The organism is Gaetbulibacter sp. NE (assembly GCF_025548475.1).
GTDB lineage: Bacteria > Bacteroidota > Bacteroidia > Flavobacteriales > Flavobacteriaceae > Gaetbulibacter_B > Gaetbulibacter_B jejuensis.
The window spans coordinates 816,149-833,650 of the sequence record NZ_JAOQHY010000001.1; the positions used below are offsets into that span (position 1 = coordinate 816,149).

A 17,502-nucleotide genomic window follows, 5' to 3' on the forward strand; every position below is an offset into this window, starting at 1 on the left:
TTCTGAATGCTGATTAATATTTATTTTCAAATGTAAAGATAAGATTATTTATTGAGTATAATAAATCAATTGATTGTTTAGAAAATCTTATTTAATTAAAGTTCAAAACACTATTTATCAGTATATTAGATAAAAATTAAATTTTATTAAAAAAGAATGCTAACATTTTTGATTTTTCTCGATACTATAGTACAAACTCTAAAAACCATTACTATGCATTTTAAAACTTTACTCTTTGCTTTTTTATTTTGTCTTGCTAACGTAATTAACGCTCAAACCGTTAATAATCCAGTTGGAGGAGAATATGTGTTTAATACTAATAATCTTCCCTGTTTAACTGATGTTGAAAGAGATAATATTAAATCAATGCTTCACAATAGTGTTGAAGAATTACGTCGTGAAAACAAATTAATGTTTCTAGGAAATAATCGTGCTGGCACACATCCACTTTTTATCTGGCCTGTTCAAAAAGCTACTGGAGCGAGTTATAACGATGTTTGGGGAATTTCAAATTATGTAGATCAAAACCCTTCTTATCCAGATCAACTTACTGACTATAATTGTGGCACAAAAACTTACGACTTAAGCAGTGGTTACAACCATCAAGGAATAGATATTTTTACATGGCCTTTTGGTTGGAAGATGATGGATTTTGATGAAGCCGAAATTGTTGCTGCTGCACCAGGTCAAATCATAGCTAAAGGCGATGGAGAATATGATAGAAACTGTGGACTTAATAACAATCCGTGGAATGCAGTATATGTACAGCATGTTGATGGAAGCGTTGCGTGGTATGGCCACATGAAAAATGGATCATTAACAACTAAAAATGTTGGGGAAATGGTAGTTGAAGGAGAATTTTTAGGAATTGTTGGTAGCTCTGGCAGTTCTACTGGACCTCATTTACATTTTGAAGTGTATACCGACAATACTTACACTCAACTAGTCGACCCATATCAAGGAGCATGTAATAGTCTTAATGGAGATACTTGGTGGCAGTCGCAAAAACCTTATAACAACCCAAGAGTAAACGCTTTAATGACTCACACATCTCCTCCTATTTTTCCTGCTTGTCCAACTCAAGAAATCACTAACGAAAACGACGACTTTGACACTGAAGACACAGTATATTTTGCACTTTACCTTAGAGATCAAGAAGCAGGAACAAATGTAAATTTAAAAATCATAAAACCTGATGACTCCATTTTGTACAATTGGGATTTCAATTTAACCGATAGTTATGTTGCTTCTTATTGGTATTGGTATTATTCTGGTATTTACGATATGAATGGTGCTTGGAAATGGGAAGCAACTTATAACGGAGAAACCGTTACACACACTTTTAACATATCTGGTGTTTTAAATGTTGAAGAAGAAACCTTTGCTTCTACTTCTGTTTATCCAAATCCTTTCAACGATGTGATTATAATTAAATCAGGCTCAAAAATTATTAATGCTGATATTGTTGATGTATTAGGAAAGAACATAATGTCTATTGATTCTATTTCTGAAGGAATAACAAGTATTGATTTATCTCAATTGTCTAACGGAATGTATTTTTTGATTATGAAAAACGATCTTTCAGAAACAAAAACTATAAAACTGATAAAAAAGTAAAATTTGGTTTTAGTTAAATTCAACCTCATAATTAAGTCTATTAGACAGTGACTTAAGTTGTTTTTTAGACCTAAAAATATTTGAAAACAGTGTTTGACTCCAGTTTATTTGTTTAGAAAACTCATTAAAACTTACTTCTCGCCAATTAAAGCCTTCTTTCCAAAACTTTTGAGGCGAAATGTAGCAAAATGTATAGTCAAACACAAAGCTAGATTGATTTTCAGAATTTAAACCCGTTAGAGTATTAGGTGCTAATAGAGTTATGTTATTTGTTTTACAAACCTCTTTTATGCTAGCTATTACCTCAGGATAGTCCTGAGTTAATGATGAAATATCAAAATCATTATACTCAGTATTTCCTATTTTTTGAATAGGTCGTATTTGAAGAATATCAAAACTATTTGGATTAAAGTGATTGAAAAACTCTTTTAGTTCGTAAAAATTGTCTTTATTGAATGTATAATTAATTCGAACCTTAAAATTATATTTAGTTTTCAACTTAGCAAAAGCCTTAAATGCATTGTGAAACTTTTCATAGCTAGCTTTTTTCATAAAGCCTTCATAGGTTTCTTTAGTGACTCCATGCAATGAAATAGTAAACTCATTTAAGCCTGCTTTAACAAGTTCTTCAATCTTTTCTTCAGTCAATAAATTCGCATTTGTAGTTAACGAAATATAAGGTACATTATATTGCTTACCTAACGCCACAATTTTTGGCAAATCCTTATATAAAGTAGGCTCAGTACCACAACCTATTTGAAGCTTTAAAGCTCTATTAAAAATAGTGTCTGCGACAAGCTTTAAGTCTTCTTCCTTAAACTGGCCTTTAAGAGTTTTTACATAATCGGCATCTGTAAAGTAGCACATTTTACAACGTAAATTACAAGCCATTACAGGGTCTAAATTGACAGCCAAATAACGTTTGTTAAATTTATGCAACAGAAAAAGTCCTAAAAACTTTATGCGATGGCTTTTAATTTTTCTGTTGAGTTGTAAAAGTTTATATATGTTCATTTATGACTTTTTGCCTATAGTCTCAAAAATATTGCGCAAATCTTTTTTAAACGGTAAATGATCTGCTCTTCCTTTTTTGAAAATGTCATTGCTATTGCCTTGTCCTTTACGTAATGCTTTTTGTTCTTCATGTGGTAAACGGTTTATTTCCATACATGTTGTAGAGCAGCAGTTTTCCATTTTTTCTTTACAAGCATCACATTGAATAAATAGTAAATGACAAGCTTCATTAGCACAGTTAGTGTGCATATCAGCAGGTTCACCACACTGATGGCATTGCGCTATAACATCATCACTTATACGTTCTGAACGTCTTTGATCAAACACAAAATTTTTACCAATAAACTTATTTTCAAGCCCTTTTTCTTCAACTTGTCTTACATAATTTATAATACCGCCTTCTAACTGATAGACTTGCTTAAAGCCTTTATGTTTGTAATAGGCACTAGCTTTTTCACATCTAATTCCACCAGTACAATACATCACTAGCTTTTTATCTTCCTTGTGCTCTCTTAAGTCTTCTTCTATTAGGTCTAAAGATTCTCTAAAGGTATCCACATCTGGAGTAATGGCATTTTTAAAATGTCCTATTTCACTTTCGTAGTGGTTACGCATGTCTACCAAAACAGTATTAGGGTCTTCAATAAGTTCGTTAAACTTTTCAGCTTCAACATGAACTCCTTTATCAGTAACATCAAAAGTATTGTCGTTTAATCCATCAGCTACAATTTTGTCGCGCACTTTTACCTTCAGCTTTAAAAACGCATAATTATCGTGTTCAATTGCAATGTTTAAACGCACGTTTTCAAGAAAAGTGATGGTATCTAAATGAGTTTTAAAAGCATCAAAGTTATCTGCAGGAACAGAAAGTTGTGCATTAATACCTTCGTGTGCAACATAAATTCTTCCTAAGACGTCAAGATCGTCCCAAGCTAAAAACATGTGATTTCTAAAAAGTTGAGTGTTGCCAATTTTGGCATATTTGTAGAAAGAGATTGTTAAGCGTTCTTTTCCCGCTTTTTCAATAAGTTCTGCTCTTTCTTTAGCACTTAAGTTATTGTACAGTTGCATGCTATACTATTTTTTTAAGGTTAAAGATTAATTTTGGGCAAAGGTACTATTTTTTAAGGATTAGCCTTATTAAAATGCAAAAAGCACTTTATGGTTTTCATAAAGTGCTTTTAGTAGACTAACTCGTTATTAATATTTTTTCATTTAAAAATCCAAAATATAACACGAGTTAACCTCCATCGGCTTTACAGTTACTATTTACATGTATAGCAACTGAAACACCTAATACATTGTTTACAATTGTTTTTTTAAAGAATTTCATAGCAAGATTTCCCTTAATTATTAAGTAGATGCAAAAAGTGTAAAAAGGTTGCGTCGTATGATTGAAAAAAATGAAAAGTTATCGTATTTTAGCATGATTAATTTAAGAAAAACACTGTGTAGATGAGTACTGAAAAAGACGCTAAATTAAAAGCACTTAAGCTTACTTTAGATAAACTAGATAAAGCCTATGGAAAAGGGACTGTAATGAAAATGAGTGACCAAGCGGTTGCAGATGTTGATTCTATCCCTTCTGGTTCATTAGGGCTTGATATTGCATTAGGAGTTGGTGGTTATCCAAGAGGTAGAATTATTGAAATTTATGGTCCGGAATCTTCTGGTAAAACAACCTTAACCTTACATGCTATTGCTGAAGCTCAAAAAGCTGGAGGTATTGCTGCTTTTATTGATGCTGAGCATGCTTTTGATAGATTTTACGCTGAAAAATTAGGTGTTGACTTAGAAAATCTAATCATTTCTCAACCTGACAATGGTGAACAAGCACTTGAAATTGCTGATAACTTAGTGCGTTCTGGAGCTATTGATATTATTGTGATTGATTCTGTTGCTGCTCTTACACCTAAAAGTGAAATTGAAGGTGAAATGGGTGACTCTAAAATGGGACTGCATGCACGATTAATGTCTCAAGCGCTTAGAAAACTTACAGGCTCTATCAGTAAGACTAATTGTACAATGATTTTCATTAACCAATTACGCGAAAAAATTGGTGTTATGTTTGGAAACCCTGAAACTACAACTGGTGGTAATGCTTTAAAATTCTATGCCTCAGTTAGATTAGACATTAGACGCTCTACTCAAATTAAAGAATCTGATGGAAATGTTTCTGGTAATAAAACACGAGTTAAAGTGGTTAAAAATAAAGTCGCTCCACCGTTTAAAACTGCTGAATTTGATATTATGTATGGAGAAGGAGTTTCAAAAGTTGGTGAAATATTGGATATTGCTGTTGAACATGAAATTATAAAGAAAAGCGGTTCGTGGTTTAGTTATGATGACACCAAACTTGGTCAAGGTAGAGATGCTGTAAAAAACCTAATTAAAGACAATCCTGAACTTATGGATGAACTCGAAGAGAAAGTTAGGAATACTATTAAAGAAGCTAATTAAAACTTAAAAATCCCTTAAAACGGGATTTTTTTTATTTTTTAACGCAACCTTTTTACACTTTATGTATCTACCTTTTGAAAAGGTATTACCCAAAACCAAATTTAACTATGAAAAAAATATTATTTCTATTTGTTTTTATCCTATCACTAACGTCATGTTCGTTAGAAGATGATGCTCCCTCATTTTACTATGAGATATTACCTATAGAGAGTGTGGATATGCCAGAAGAATTTGTATTAGGTGAAACTTACACAATATATGTAAGCTACTACAAACCATCAGGCTGTTATGTGTTTAATGACTTTTATTACGATAGTGAGTTAAACCAACGAACTATTGCTGTCATAAACACAGTATACCCAGAGCAAAGCTGTACCCAATCAGCTACTTTAGAGGAAGTATCCTTTAACTTTATGGTAAACAGTAATGGTACTTATGTGTTTAGATTTTGGCAAGGTGAAGACGAAAATGGTAACGATTTGTACTACATAGTAGAAATTCCTGTTGTTGAGTAATTAATTTGGACTAACTAATACCTTTATAATGTGAGTTTAGAGCAACTCATAGAACATTGTAAAAAAAATGATACTAAAGCTCAAAGTCAACTATATAAGCTCTATTCGAGCAAACTATTTTCGCTTTGTCTTAAGTACTCAAGAAATTATGTAGAGGCAGAAGACAATCTGCAAGATGCTTTTGTGACTATTTTCAACAAAATATCACAATATAAAAGCAAAGGTTCTTTAGAAGGCTGGATGAAACGAATAACCATTAACACTGCGTTACAAAGGTATAGAAGTGTTGGTGTTTTTGATATTGTTAATGAAGAGCAAATTGAAGATGTTAGTGTAGAAATTGATGAAGACGCAGTAACTATTGACTTTTTACTAAGCATTATTCAAGAGTTACCAGATCGTTATAGGTTAGTATTTAACCTTTATGCTCTAGACGGTTATTCGCATAAAGAAATAGCAGAGATGCTAAACATATCAACAGGAACCTCAAAATCTAATCTTGCCAGAGCACGATTGATTTTAAAAGAAAAGATTGAACAATACAAGGCGAGCATAAACTCGCAAACATTATAATGAGTGAAAAAAAGAACATAGACAGACTTTTTCAGGAGAAGCTCAAAAACTTTGAAGCCACTCCTAATGATGCTGTATGGGAAAACATTCAGGCTAACTTAAATAATAAAAAACGTAAACGCAGAGTTATTCCTATTTGGTGGAAAGTTGCAGGTGTTGCAGCATTGTTAGTGCTGTTATTTACTGTAGGTAATAGTATTTTGTCAGATTCTGGCACTACAAACACACCTTCTGAAATTGTAGATACTGAAACTCCCAATGGAGCTTCAAACAACGAAGATTCTAACAAAGATAATAGTAATTTTGAAAACAACAACACCTCAATAAGTAATACCACTGAAGTTGCAAATGAAAACACCAGTACTTTTGAAGAAGATAAAAATAAAACATCAAAAGGTATAAGTGATAACTCATCAAATTCAACATCTAAAGTAGCAAGCTCCAACACTACCAAAGACATCAATTATAAAACTCAAGAAAATCAAAAGCATTTTTCTAAAAATCAAAACAACCCAACTACCAATCCAAATAAAGCAACCACTGTTGCCCAAAATGATACTAAATCATCAAATAGCAATCAAAAGCCTGAAAGCCATTTGAAAAACAAAGAAGACTTAGATAATCTTATAAAAGGAGCTAAAGATTCTGAAACGACTGTTGCTCAATCATCAAATAAAGACAATAATGGTGATACAGCAGAGGACAATGATCCTAAAACTAATGCTATAGATGAAGAAAACGAAAATACAGAAGACAAAACTATAGAAGATGCTATTGCTGAAGCTAACAATACAAATGAAGAAGAAAAAGAAGAATCGAAACTAAGCAGGTGGAACATTTCTCCAAATGTGGCGCCTGTTTATTTCAATTCACTAGGTAAAGGTTCAGCTATTGACGAGCAGTTTGTGGACAACTCAAAAACTGGTGAAATCAGCATGAGTTATGGTATTAACGGTAGCTATGCGTTTAACGATAAACTAAAAGTAAGGGTTGGTGTAAATAAAGTAGATTTAGGTTATGGCACAAACAATGTTATTGCCTACCAAAACATTGACTCTATGAGTGCTAGGTTAAGCAATGTAAAACTTAACAACAGTGCCTCTAACAATACACTAATAAGCGCTCAAAGTTTAAACAATGTTCACTCACCAGAACTTATAAAAGCTCAAGCAAATAGTTCAATCGATCAGCAATTTGGGTTTATAGAAGTTCCTATTGAATTGGAGTACACATTATTAAATAAAAAGGTAGGAATTAATGTTATTGGTGGTTTCAGTACGTTGTTTGTAAACAAAAATGAAATTTATGCTGTTAATGAAAATGGTAGAACTCTTATAGGTGAAGCTACTAATATAAAAGACATGAGTTATAGTGCCAATTTTGGATTAGGAATGAACTATAACTTATCAGAAAAAGTAAAAATAAATCTTGAACCTATGTTCAAGTACCAAATAAATACGTTCTCTAACAGTTCAGGCGATTTTCAACCTTACTTTATTGGCGTATATACAGGCTTAAGTTATAAGTTTTAGGTTTTTTTAGTTGGTTAGATTAGTTATTGCAAACTCGCAATGATGACTAAAAGCTGCTCTGTGCCAAGGGCAGCTTTTTAGGTTTTATGATACTTTGATAACTGATTTAAAATAATGCTATGCGCTTTAGAATTCAATGGTTTTGTTGCGTCAACTTTAAGTCCATTAGTGATTAAAAACTTATGTACTTTAGCTCTCATTTTCCCTGGTCCTCCACTAAAAAAAGTATAAGAAAAACGTTTTTTATTATCAGCAAAAGTTAAAGGTACAATTGGTATTTGATGGTTAATAGCCATTCTAAAAGCGCCATCTTTAAATTCGTCTAAAACAATACTTTCATCAGGAACACCACCTTCAGGAAAAATACAAATACTCATACCTTGTTTGAGTCTTCGTTGCGCTCTTAAAAAAACTGCTTTTCGGCTTTTTTCACTACTTCTGTCTACTAATATACTTGTACGTTTATAGAAAAATCCAAACAAAGGTATTTTAGCTAATTCAGCTTTTCCAACAAACACAAATGGATTTTTAACAGCCACTAGCATTAGCATAATGTCTGTCATAGAGGTATGGTTAGCAATAAACATATAGCTTTTTCCTTTTTCAGGTGTTTGCTCTCTTTCAATTTTGTAATTGAAACCCATCCCAATTAAAATAAACTTAGCCCAAATGCGTGCTAACTTGAAAAAAAATGGATACCAAGACTCTTTTAAGATAGAAATTAAAAGTACAGGAAAGAGCACAATTATAGGTAGTGCTACTAAAATGTAGAACCAAATCCTGTATAAAACCCAAAAAATGTACTTAAAAATTTTCATAAGCCTCAAAACTACTCAAATTAATTCAACAATTCTACTAAAAAAATTACCTTTGCTGACGATATAATCAAGTTTAATTTAATGAGATTCTCCCTTAAGCGGGAAGTTGATATGGCAAGAATTTTAACAGGAATACAAAGTACAGGAACTCCACATTTAGGTAATATTTTAGGTGCAATTATACCAGCAATAGAAATGGCAAACGATCAAAAAAACGAATCGTTTTTATTTATTGCCAATTTGCATACTCTTACACAAATAAAAAATGCTGAAGAGTTACGACACAATACCTACTCTGTTGCAGCAACCTGGTTAGCCTTTGGGTTAAATGTTGAAAAAACTGTGTTTTACAGACAAAGCGATGTACCTCAAGTAACCGAACTAGCTTGGTATTTAGATTGCTTTTTTCCTTATCAACGTTTAAAATTAGCGCATGGTTTTAAAGACAAAGCTGATAGGTTAGACGATGTAAATGCTGGTTTGTTTATGTACCCAATGCTTATGGCTGCTGATATTTTATTATACGATGCCAATATTGTTCCTGTTGGAAAAGACCAACTACAACACCTTGAAATGACACGTGATGTAGCGACTCGTTTTCATACTAAAATGGGTGAAACTTTTATTTTACCAGAGGCTAAAGTTCAAGAAAGTACCAAACTCATTCCTGGAACCGATGGTGAAAAAATGAGTAAGAGTAGAGGTAATTTTATCAATATTTTTTTAGCTGATAAAAAGTTGCGTAAACAAATTATGTCTATTGAAACGGATAGCACACCTCTTGAAGAGCCAAAAGACTGGAAAACTTGTAATTGTTTTGCGATTTATAGTTTACTAGCTACTGAAAGTCAAATAGAAACCATGAAAGCCAATTATGAAAAAGGTGGTTATGGTTATGGACATGCTAAACAGGCTTTGTTTGAATTAATTATTGAAAAATTTGCGAAACAACGTGAGCAATACAACTACTATATGAATAACCTTAGCGAAATTGATAAAGCACTTGCTTTAGGTGCTGAGAAAGCCAAAGTGGTTGCTGACGATGTTTTAAAAAGAGTTAGAGAAAAAGCTGGTTATTAAATAACCTCAAACAGCTTTCCTGGTAAAGGTCTTATCACGCCTTTTAGCTCCATATTTAGCAACGTACTGCTTACTTTAAAAATAGGCAAATTACAGTTAATGGCTATGACATCTAGTTGTTGCTTTTCGTTTTCTTTTAGGTAATTATATATTGCTTTTTCTGTAGTATCGAGTTCAACAAACAATTGCTTTTGTACTGCTGGCTTTTTTTCGCCTTCTAACTGCCAATTTAATATATATGGAATATCTAATGGTGTAGTTAATGCATGTGCTTTTTGATATTTAATCAAATTATTGCAACCTACACTTTGCAAATCGGTAGTTCTTCCAGGAACAGCAAATACATCTCTGTTATATGAACTTGCAATATCAGCAGTAACCAAGCTACCTCCTTTTTCTGCAGATTCAATAACTATAGTAGCTTCACTAAGTCCTGCTATAATCCTGTTGCGTTTTAAAAAATTGGTTCTGTCAAAAACGTCAGTACTCCAAAAATCGGTAAAAAACCCACCATGTTGTTCAACATCAACCATATATTTTTTATGGGTTTTAGGGTAAATTTGATTTAAACCATGAGCTAAGCAGCCTATGGTTTGCAAATTATGTTGTAATGCTGCTTTTTGGGCAGTAATATCTGTTCCATAAGCAAACCCTGAAACGATTACAGGATTAAAAACAGCTAATTCTTCAACCAACTTTTCGCAAAACGCTATACCATATGTAGTAATTTTTCTTGCTCCAACAATGCTAATAATGCGTTTTTCTTTAAGGTTGATATTTCCAGACTGAAACAACACAATTGGTCCATCAATACAATGTTTTAACCGTTCTGGATAATCGTTATCCATAAAATATAAGCAGGCAATATTGTTGTCTTCAATAAATTTAATTTCATTTTCAGCAGCTGAAATATGCGATGAATTAAACAAATCGCTAATTGTAGCACTACCAATACCATCTATTTTTAAAAGGTTTTGTTTCTTTTCTTTTAAAACAGCTTCAGCAGAACCACAACTTTTTATAAGCTTCTTAGCGGTAATATCACCAATATTTGGTACGTGTTGTAACGCCAATGTATAAATTAATTGTTCGGTGTTCATAACTATTACGCTGGTTTTGAACCTACAATAAACTAAATTTTAAAGTGTTAATAAATAGTTAAGGCGAATTTTTATTCGCATACAAAAATTTTTAACTTTGTTTTTATGCAATTGGAAACCTACATAAGTGATTTGTTATACAGATATGATTGTGTAACTATACCAGAGTTTGGAGCGTTTTTAACCAAAAGCGTTTCTGCAAAAGTACATGAGTCTACTAACTCATTCTACCCTCCAAAAAAAGTGTTGTCTTTTAACGAGCAACTACAACATAATGATGGTTTATTATCATCTTATATTGCTGAGGTAGAAAAAATCCCTTATGAGGTTGCTTCTCAAAAACTAAACAAGCACGTTAAATCTATTAAATCGTATTTGGTTCAAGGTGAAACCTTAACCTTTGATAATATTGGTGAATTGGTTTTAAATGCTGAAGGAAAAATTGTTTTTGACCCTTCTTATCACATCAATTACTTAACTGATGCTTTTGGTTTATCTCAATTTGTATCAAATCAAGTTACTAGAGAAGTATACAAAGAAGACGTTGAAACTATTGAGAACGTCATTCCAATTACCGTAACTCCTGAAAAACGCAAATCTAGACCCTATTTAAAATATGCTGCCATTGCTGTTCTATTTTTAGGTCTTGGTGGTTTTGTAGCTTCTAACTACTACATTAATGAAATAGAATCTCAAAATCAATTAGCACAAGAAGAAGCTAACACCCAACTAGACAACAAAGTACAAGAGGCTACATTTGTAATTGAAAATCCTTTACCTGCTGCAACACTAACTGTTGAAAAACAACAAGGCAACTACCACATTATTGCTGGTGCTTTTAGAGTTGAAGAAAACTCTGATAAGAAAGTAGCACAGTTAAAAGCACTTGGTTATAAGGCTAGAAAAATTGGTGTTAACAAATATGGCTTACACGAGGTAGTATATTCTAGTCATGTTGATAGACTTGAAGCTCTTAAAACCTTGCGTGACATAAAAAGAACGCACAATCCTGACGCTTGGTTATTAGTAAAAGCATTAAACTAATATTTTCTTTCTTTAGTTTTTAAAAGCACCTTACCTTTGCATTCAAATTCATAGACATGAAAGCAAAGACACCCAATGCATCTAAAACTGTAATGACCGACTTGGTACTTCCAAGTGAAACCAATCCATTAAACAACCTTTTTGGAGGAGAGCTTTTAGCTCGTATGGATCGTGCTGCTAGTATTGCAGCAAGACGCCACAGCAGACGTATTGTAGTTACTGCTTCGGTTAACCATGTGGCTTTTAATAGGTCAGTGCCATTAGGAAGTGTTGTGACTGTTGAAGCTAAGGTATCAAGAGCTTTTAAAACATCTATGGAAGTTTATATTGACGTTTGGATTGATGATAGAGAGTCTGGAATTAAAACCAAAGCTAACGAAGCTATATACACTTTTGTAGCTGTAGATGAAACTGGAAGACCTGTATCTGTTCCTGAAATTGTTCCTGAAACCGATTTAGAAAAAGAACGCTTTGATGCTGCCTTAAGACGTAAACAGTTAAGTTTAGTACTTGCAGGAAAGCTAAAACCAAACGACGCAACTGAACTTAAAGCATTGTTTGAGTAATTAACGTGAACAATGGATAAGAAATTTTCGTACGTTAGAGTAAATTTTCACGATTAAAATGAGTGGAATTTGTATCAAAAACAAGAAAATTTCCATCAAAAATGTACTTCTCGATACAAAATTCTTGCAGAATTTTACTCGAAGTGACACTTATAAACACAAACATTATTTACTTTAATTATGTTTTTTTGGATTCCGCATCAAGTGCGGAATGACAGATTTAATGTCATTATTTGACTCTATAAGATTCCTGTTTTCACAGGAATTCTTCACATTTTGTAAATCCTAAAATAGTTTTCAAAATGCTATTACATTTTGTAAATCCAGCTTGCAGGATTTTGAGTTTGAGAGTCTTTGTAAACTCCAAAACCTAGCATAGTTTCACCTGTGTTTTTGTTGGTAAACACCTCTCCTATTTCTTGTTTAGTAGTAATCTTATCACCTTTTTTGACGTAAATTTTTGATAGGTTTTTATAAACCGTGATGTAGTTACCATGTCTAATCATAATTACAGGATTAGCATTTGGTATAACTAAAATTTCAGAAACTTCGCCATCAAAAACCGCTCGCACTTTTGCACCTTGTTCGGTTGCAATTCTAACTCCAGGACTATTAAACGTTACAGTTCTATCAATTGGTGATGGTTGATTACCATAGCGTACTTTAACAACTCCTTTTTCAACAGGCCAAGGTAATTGTCCTTTGTTAGACTGAAAATTAGCAGCCAACTGTTTAGCTTCGGCAGTTAAAGCAAACCCTTTAGATGTAGTGGATTTTCCTGCTTTTTTATTTGACGCTGCAATGGCTTCTTTAATTAACCTGTCAATCTCTTTGTCAATTTTATCTATTTCCTGCTGCTTTACTTTTATTTGAGACGCATATTTACTCATGTTTTGGCGTATAGAAGCCATAAGTGTTTCGTGCTCTTTGAGTTCTCCTTCCAACTGCTTTTTGGCAATTCGGTTTTCTTCAATAAGCTTTTGCTTGTCTTCTCTTTGTTGTATTAAAGACGTATTCAATTCTTGTAAACGTACAGTTTTTGATTTAATCGCTTCGCCTTGTTCTTCTTGGTAATTTCTATATTGCTTTAGGTATTGTAAACGCTTATAAGCTTGCTGAAAATTATCTGCTGATAACAGAAACATGATTTTACTTTGCTCTGACTTGCTTTTATAAGACTTTACAATCATAGCAGCATAATCTGCTTTAAGCTGTTTTAATTGCTCTCTAAGGCTGGAAATTTCATTTTGGTTATCGTTGATTTCTCTGGTTAATAAATTGGCTTGGTCATTAGTAATTTTAATCAGGTTTTTTCTAACATTTACCTTGTAGTTAAGGTCTTCTACCAATGAAATTACTGACTTTTCCTTTTTCTTATCAGAAAATAGCAAGGCATTTAATTGCTTTAATTCATTTTGATATTTCTTACGTTGGGCTTCGAGTTCCTTTTGCTTATCACTTTGCGCAAAACCGAAACCAATGTTCATAAAGAAACATATCATTACTATTAAGGTTGGCTTACTATACATGTTATAATATTATTTCTTTAAACCCTGTAGGTATTTTAAATGGAAAACGTACTTCTTCATTAAGCGACACTGATTTGTACTCCAAATCAATAGTGACTTCACTGGTTGCTTCAACTGCAGAAATGTGTATATTTTCTGGAACTATTTGTCGTTGTACTTCCTGATAGGATTTATAATCTACTTGTAACATACGTTGCTGTAACGGTTGATACAGTTGTTGAGAATCCATTTTAAAATGTCCTGGATTTATTAAGTAAAACAGCTCTAATACTGCTTTTTGGTTTTTAGGCTCAAGCACATAAGATTCTTGATGAGTTGATGCTTTGTAGGTGTCATCTTTTAGATTATAAATAGCTTCTCCCACAAGTAGGTTTTGAACCTTTTTAAAATCTAATTCTACTCCTAAAATATTACTTAGTAAGGTGTAGTCACCATCAAAATACTGATTGTTTATTTTGTCGTAAAACTGAACTCTATCTGGTGTTATCATGGCTCTAGCTAAACCCAAAGTAGCACTCAACCAGATGGTTTCATCTTTTTTTATTCTAAGGTTTACTGTATAGCCTTGAGAATCGTCACCTTGAGTATAGTCTATTTTTACTTTGGCTTGCAAGGTTTTAAATCGGATTTCCTGTTTAGAATTTTCTCTAATAAGTTGTTTTGCAGTAATGCTTGTATTGAGCGTTCCAGTGTCAGTAACGCTTTTGGTAGATTTACATCCATAAACAGCACATACCACAACTGTAACAACTACTATTTTAATTTGCTTCATCATAGATTTTCAGGAACATTATTGTTGACCACCAGCAATAGCTTGGGCTTTTTTAGCAAACGTTTCAGATTTTGATATATTATTATTCAATTTATATGCAGTGCTTAATTGCGTATAAAAATCGGCTTCCATTTTAGGATCATCAATAATATAATCTAATCCTGTTTCTAAACTTTCAATTGCTTGCTTTGGTTGCTTTAGCTTATTGTTTGCAACACCATTTATAAGGTAAAATATAGGTTGCGCAGGATAAAGTTCTAACGCTTGGTTACTCTTAGCAACTACTTTATCATTCTGATTAAGTTCTAACTGAAGTAACAATACATCTTTAATAATGTTGTAGTTGCTAGGTTCTTGCTTTAAAGCTTCCTCATAGTAGCTTAGTGCTTTGGTTTTATCTCCAGATTTTAAGTAATACTGACCTAATTCTAATAGTGTTTTTTTGCTTTTATCATTATCCACCAAAGCTGTAACATCTACTAATTGCGATTCGTACTCAGGATGTTTAGACACAAACTCTACAAAATCGTTAAACACTTTGGTTTTTGCCTCAGGGTTAATCGATGCACTTGTAAGTACAATTTTCATAGAGTTAATGGCATTTTGAGTGTCATTATCATTTAAATAAAACTTATACAATGCAAGATGAACCAATTGCGATTCAGGATTGATTTCTAAAAGACGTTGCGCTGTATCAAACGCTTTTTGTGTGTCTCCTATTTCGCTATATCTGTACACGAGTTTTAAATAATTGTCTTCGTTTTGAGGATTGTTTTTTACTCGGTCTTCAAGATTTTCAATGCGATCGTCATCATTCCCTGTTATGTTATAGATTTGATTTCGCATATAATCTCTATTCTCACTAATCCCAAATTCTTCATCTAACTCATCAAGAAGTTTTATAGCGTCTTTATACTTTTCGGCTTTTATGTATAATCCTGCTAGGTCTTCTTTGTAGTCTGGATGGTATTTAACAAGCTGCTTAACGGTTTTTACTGCTTTGTCAACATCATTCTGCTGAATGTAAACATCATAAAGCTCGTCCATGTACCATTCGTTTTCTGGTGACTTCGAAATGGCTTTTCTTAGAGCATCTTCAGCAGCTCCAAAGTTTTTAAGCTTATTATAGTTTTTACCTAACTCGAAATACAAAGCAGCATCAGAATCGTCAATTTTTATGCATTTTAAAAGAGCATCTACTGCACGTTGGTAGTTTTCAATACCTTTTTGCTTTAGGGCTTCAAAAAATAATTCTTGATATGCATCTTCGACATTACCTAAATCATCGTCTGGTCGTTTGTTAAAATCGACTTGAGCAATACTAGTTTGTGGAATAAAAAATAGTCCAAATAGTATGGCAACGATGTAGGTATTGTATTTCATTATTAGTGTTTCTTTGCTTTGTCTTGAATGCTATTGCAATTGTTATTCCAAACTTAGGTTTAAAAGATTCCTGTTTTCACAGGAATTTATTCCAAAACCGAATAATCTCCAATACTAATGGTTTTAAAATTTCCGTCATAGGAAACATGATTACCAATCATAGCATCCTCTAAATTAGCATTTTTAACGGTTGTATGCGTTTGAATTAAGCTATTTTTAACGGTTGAATTTTCAATAACGCAATTATTGCCAATAGAAACGTTTGGACCTACTGTTGTATTGTTTAATACCACGTTTTCTCCTATAAAACAAGGCTCTATGATTTTTGAATTGTGAAGTGTCACAGAATCACTAATTAGGTGCTCACCATCATTTTTAAGAAAATTGAGCATTTTACTATTGGTTTGAACCGTTACAGGTTTGTTACCACAGTCCATCCATTCATCAACAGTTCCTGTTTTAAAGACTTTTCCTTCTGCCATCATGCGTTTTATACCATCATTTATTTGGTATTCGCCACCATTCATAATATTTTCATCAAGAACTTCTTGTAGTTTGCTTTTTAAAACGCCTACATTTTTAAAATAGTAAATACCAATAACCGCTTGGTCACTAACAAACTCTTGAGGTTTTTCAACCAATTCAATAATTTCGTTGTTAGCGTTAAGTTTTACAACTCCAAACGCTTGAGGGTTTTCAACCTGTTTAGTCCAGATTACAGCATCAGCTTCTGGATCTAAATTAAAATCGGCTCTTATTAATGTATCAGCATAGGCAATAACTGCAGGCCCTGAAAGTGATGCTTTAGCGCTCATTATAGCATGTCCTGTTCCTAAAGGTTGGTCTTGCCTATAAATTGACGCTTTAGCACCTAAATCGGTCGCTAATGCAGTTAAACTATCTACAACATCGTCGCCAAAAAAAGCATGATCTCCTAAAACAAAAGCGACTTCTTCAATTGGTTGATTTAAAATTTTAGCAATATCTTTTACTAATCGATGTACTATTGGTTGTCCAGCAACAGGAATTAATGGTTTTGGAACTGTTAATGTGTGCGGACGAAGTCGAGAGCCTCGACCAGCCATTGGTACTATTATTTTCATATTACTGCCTGCGAAAGCAGGTATCTTTATTGTGTTAAACTTAATTCCTATAAAAGTAGGAATCTCTTTATTCTCTTAGTTTGCTAAAATTTAGATTCCAATTGGCACTAATATCTATCCAATTAGGATTCATTTCTTCTATCAATTCAATTTTCCAATTTCTTTTCCATTTTTTGAATTGCCTTTCTCTCTTTTCAGCATCTTTTCCATTTTCAAACTCTTCAAAATAGACAAGCATAGTACAATTATACTTGGCTGTGAAAGATTTTGGGTAAACTTTTAGTTTATGTTCTTTTACCCTTTCTTCAATATTATCAGTAACACCAATATACAAAACTCCATTAGCTCTATTGCTCATTATATACACATACCACAGTTTCATACAATTGCTAAAAG

General features: G+C 32.7%; 17 protein-coding genes. 8 read left to right on the forward strand and 9 right to left on the reverse strand.

Translation table 11 applies throughout. From position 1 onward, the window contains the following. The first annotated feature begins 213 nt into the window (after window positions 1-213). Window positions 214-1,617 carry a peptidoglycan DD-metalloendopeptidase family protein gene (locus OD803_RS03760; protein WP_262732402.1) on the forward strand — a complete coding sequence of 468 codons (1,404 nt, stop codon included), beginning with the start codon at window positions 214-216 and terminating at the stop codon, window positions 1,615-1,617. 9 nt (window positions 1,618-1,626) lie between these two features. Here the strand turns inward: OD803_RS03760 and OD803_RS03765 are convergent, their stop codons facing one another. After that, on the reverse strand, window positions 1,627-2,631 hold the full coding sequence (locus OD803_RS03765) for a radical SAM protein (RefSeq protein WP_262732403.1): 1,005 nt from the start codon (window positions 2,629-2,631) through the stop codon (window positions 1,627-1,629). Further along, a complete protein-coding gene (gene trhO / locus OD803_RS03770; RefSeq protein WP_262732404.1) occupies window positions 2,632-3,702 on the reverse strand; it encodes an oxygen-dependent tRNA uridine(34) hydroxylase TrhO in 1,071 nt (356 codons plus the stop codon). It abuts the gene before it with no gap. Between the two features lie 384 nt (window positions 3,703-4,086). Between trhO and recA the strand changes: the two genes are divergently transcribed. From recA to OD803_RS03790, 4 genes are all read left to right on the forward strand, one after another. Then, the gene (gene recA, locus OD803_RS03775) at window positions 4,087-5,091 is read left to right on the forward strand and encodes a recombinase RecA (RefSeq protein WP_262732405.1); all 1,005 of its coding nucleotides are present in this window, start codon (window positions 4,087-4,089) and stop codon (window positions 5,089-5,091) included. Window positions 5,092-5,198: 107 nt separating this feature from the next. Continuing rightward, on the forward strand, window positions 5,199-5,606 hold the full coding sequence (locus tag OD803_RS03780) for a membrane lipoprotein lipid attachment site-containing protein (protein WP_262732406.1): 408 nt from the start codon (window positions 5,199-5,201) through the stop codon (window positions 5,604-5,606). 30 nt (window positions 5,607-5,636) lie between these two features. Then, the gene (locus OD803_RS03785) at window positions 5,637-6,179 is read left to right on the forward strand and encodes an RNA polymerase sigma factor (protein ID WP_129759721.1); all 543 of its coding nucleotides are present in this window, start codon (window positions 5,637-5,639) and stop codon (window positions 6,177-6,179) included. Then, window positions 6,179-7,711 carry a hypothetical protein gene (locus tag OD803_RS03790; protein ID WP_262732407.1) on the forward strand — a complete coding sequence of 511 codons (1,533 nt, stop codon included), beginning with the start codon at window positions 6,179-6,181 and terminating at the stop codon, window positions 7,709-7,711. The genes OD803_RS03785 and OD803_RS03790 overlap by 1 nt, the downstream gene beginning before the upstream one ends. 77 nt (window positions 7,712-7,788) lie before the next feature. Here the strand turns inward: OD803_RS03790 and OD803_RS03795 are convergent, their stop codons facing one another. Then, window positions 7,789-8,529, reverse strand: a complete 741-nt coding sequence (locus tag OD803_RS03795; RefSeq protein WP_262732408.1) for a lysophospholipid acyltransferase family protein — start codon at window positions 8,527-8,529, stop codon at window positions 7,789-7,791. Window positions 8,530-8,640: 111 nt separating this feature from the next. Here OD803_RS03795 and trpS point away from each other — a divergent pair, with 111 nt between their 5' ends. After that, entirely contained in the window at window positions 8,641-9,609 is a 969-nt protein-coding gene (gene trpS, locus OD803_RS03800) for a tryptophan--tRNA ligase (protein WP_262732409.1), read from the forward strand. On the opposite strand, the gene dprA is transcribed toward trpS, so the two are convergent. Beyond that, window positions 9,606-10,709: a DNA-processing protein DprA gene (gene dprA, locus OD803_RS03805; RefSeq protein ID WP_262732410.1), complete on the reverse strand. Its 1,104-nt coding sequence runs from the start codon at window positions 10,707-10,709 to the stop codon at window positions 9,606-9,608. The genes trpS and dprA overlap by 4 nt on opposite strands. 105 nt (window positions 10,710-10,814) lie before the next feature. Here dprA and OD803_RS03810 point away from each other — a divergent pair, with 105 nt between their 5' ends. Next, on the forward strand, window positions 10,815-11,753 hold the full coding sequence (locus tag OD803_RS03810) for an SPOR domain-containing protein (RefSeq protein WP_262732411.1): 939 nt from the start codon (window positions 10,815-10,817) through the stop codon (window positions 11,751-11,753). A 56-nt stretch (window positions 11,754-11,809) separates the two neighbouring features. After that, complete coding sequence (locus tag OD803_RS03815) at window positions 11,810-12,319, forward strand: acyl-CoA thioesterase (protein WP_129759727.1); 510 nt, start codon at window positions 11,810-11,812, stop codon at window positions 12,317-12,319. A gap of 308 nt (window positions 12,320-12,627) precedes the next feature. Here OD803_RS03815 and OD803_RS03820 read toward each other — a convergent pair whose 3' ends face one another. The 5 genes from OD803_RS03820 to OD803_RS03840 form a co-directional block, all read right to left on the reverse strand. Then, window positions 12,628-13,806, reverse strand: a complete 1,179-nt coding sequence (locus OD803_RS03820; RefSeq protein WP_262732412.1) for a murein hydrolase activator EnvC family protein — start codon at window positions 13,804-13,806, stop codon at window positions 12,628-12,630. A gap of 43 nt (window positions 13,807-13,849) precedes the next feature. Continuing rightward, window positions 13,850-14,623, reverse strand: a complete 774-nt coding sequence (locus tag OD803_RS03825) for a DUF4292 domain-containing protein (protein ID WP_262732413.1) — start codon at window positions 14,621-14,623, stop codon at window positions 13,850-13,852. 15 nt (window positions 14,624-14,638) lie between these two features. After that, on the reverse strand, window positions 14,639-16,003 hold the full coding sequence (locus OD803_RS03830) for a tetratricopeptide repeat protein (RefSeq protein ID WP_262732414.1): 1,365 nt from the start codon (window positions 16,001-16,003) through the stop codon (window positions 14,639-14,641). An 86-nt stretch (window positions 16,004-16,089) separates the two neighbouring features. Then, window positions 16,090-17,106, reverse strand: coding sequence for a sugar phosphate nucleotidyltransferase (locus OD803_RS03835; protein WP_262732415.1), 1,017 nt, complete (start codon window positions 17,104-17,106; stop codon window positions 16,090-16,092). 67 nt (window positions 17,107-17,173) lie between these two features. Further along, window positions 17,174-17,488 (reverse strand): GIY-YIG nuclease family protein, encoded by a 315-nt coding sequence (locus OD803_RS03840; RefSeq protein WP_262732416.1) that lies wholly within the window; start codon window positions 17,486-17,488, stop codon window positions 17,174-17,176. Window positions 17,489-17,502: the final 14 nt, after the last annotated feature.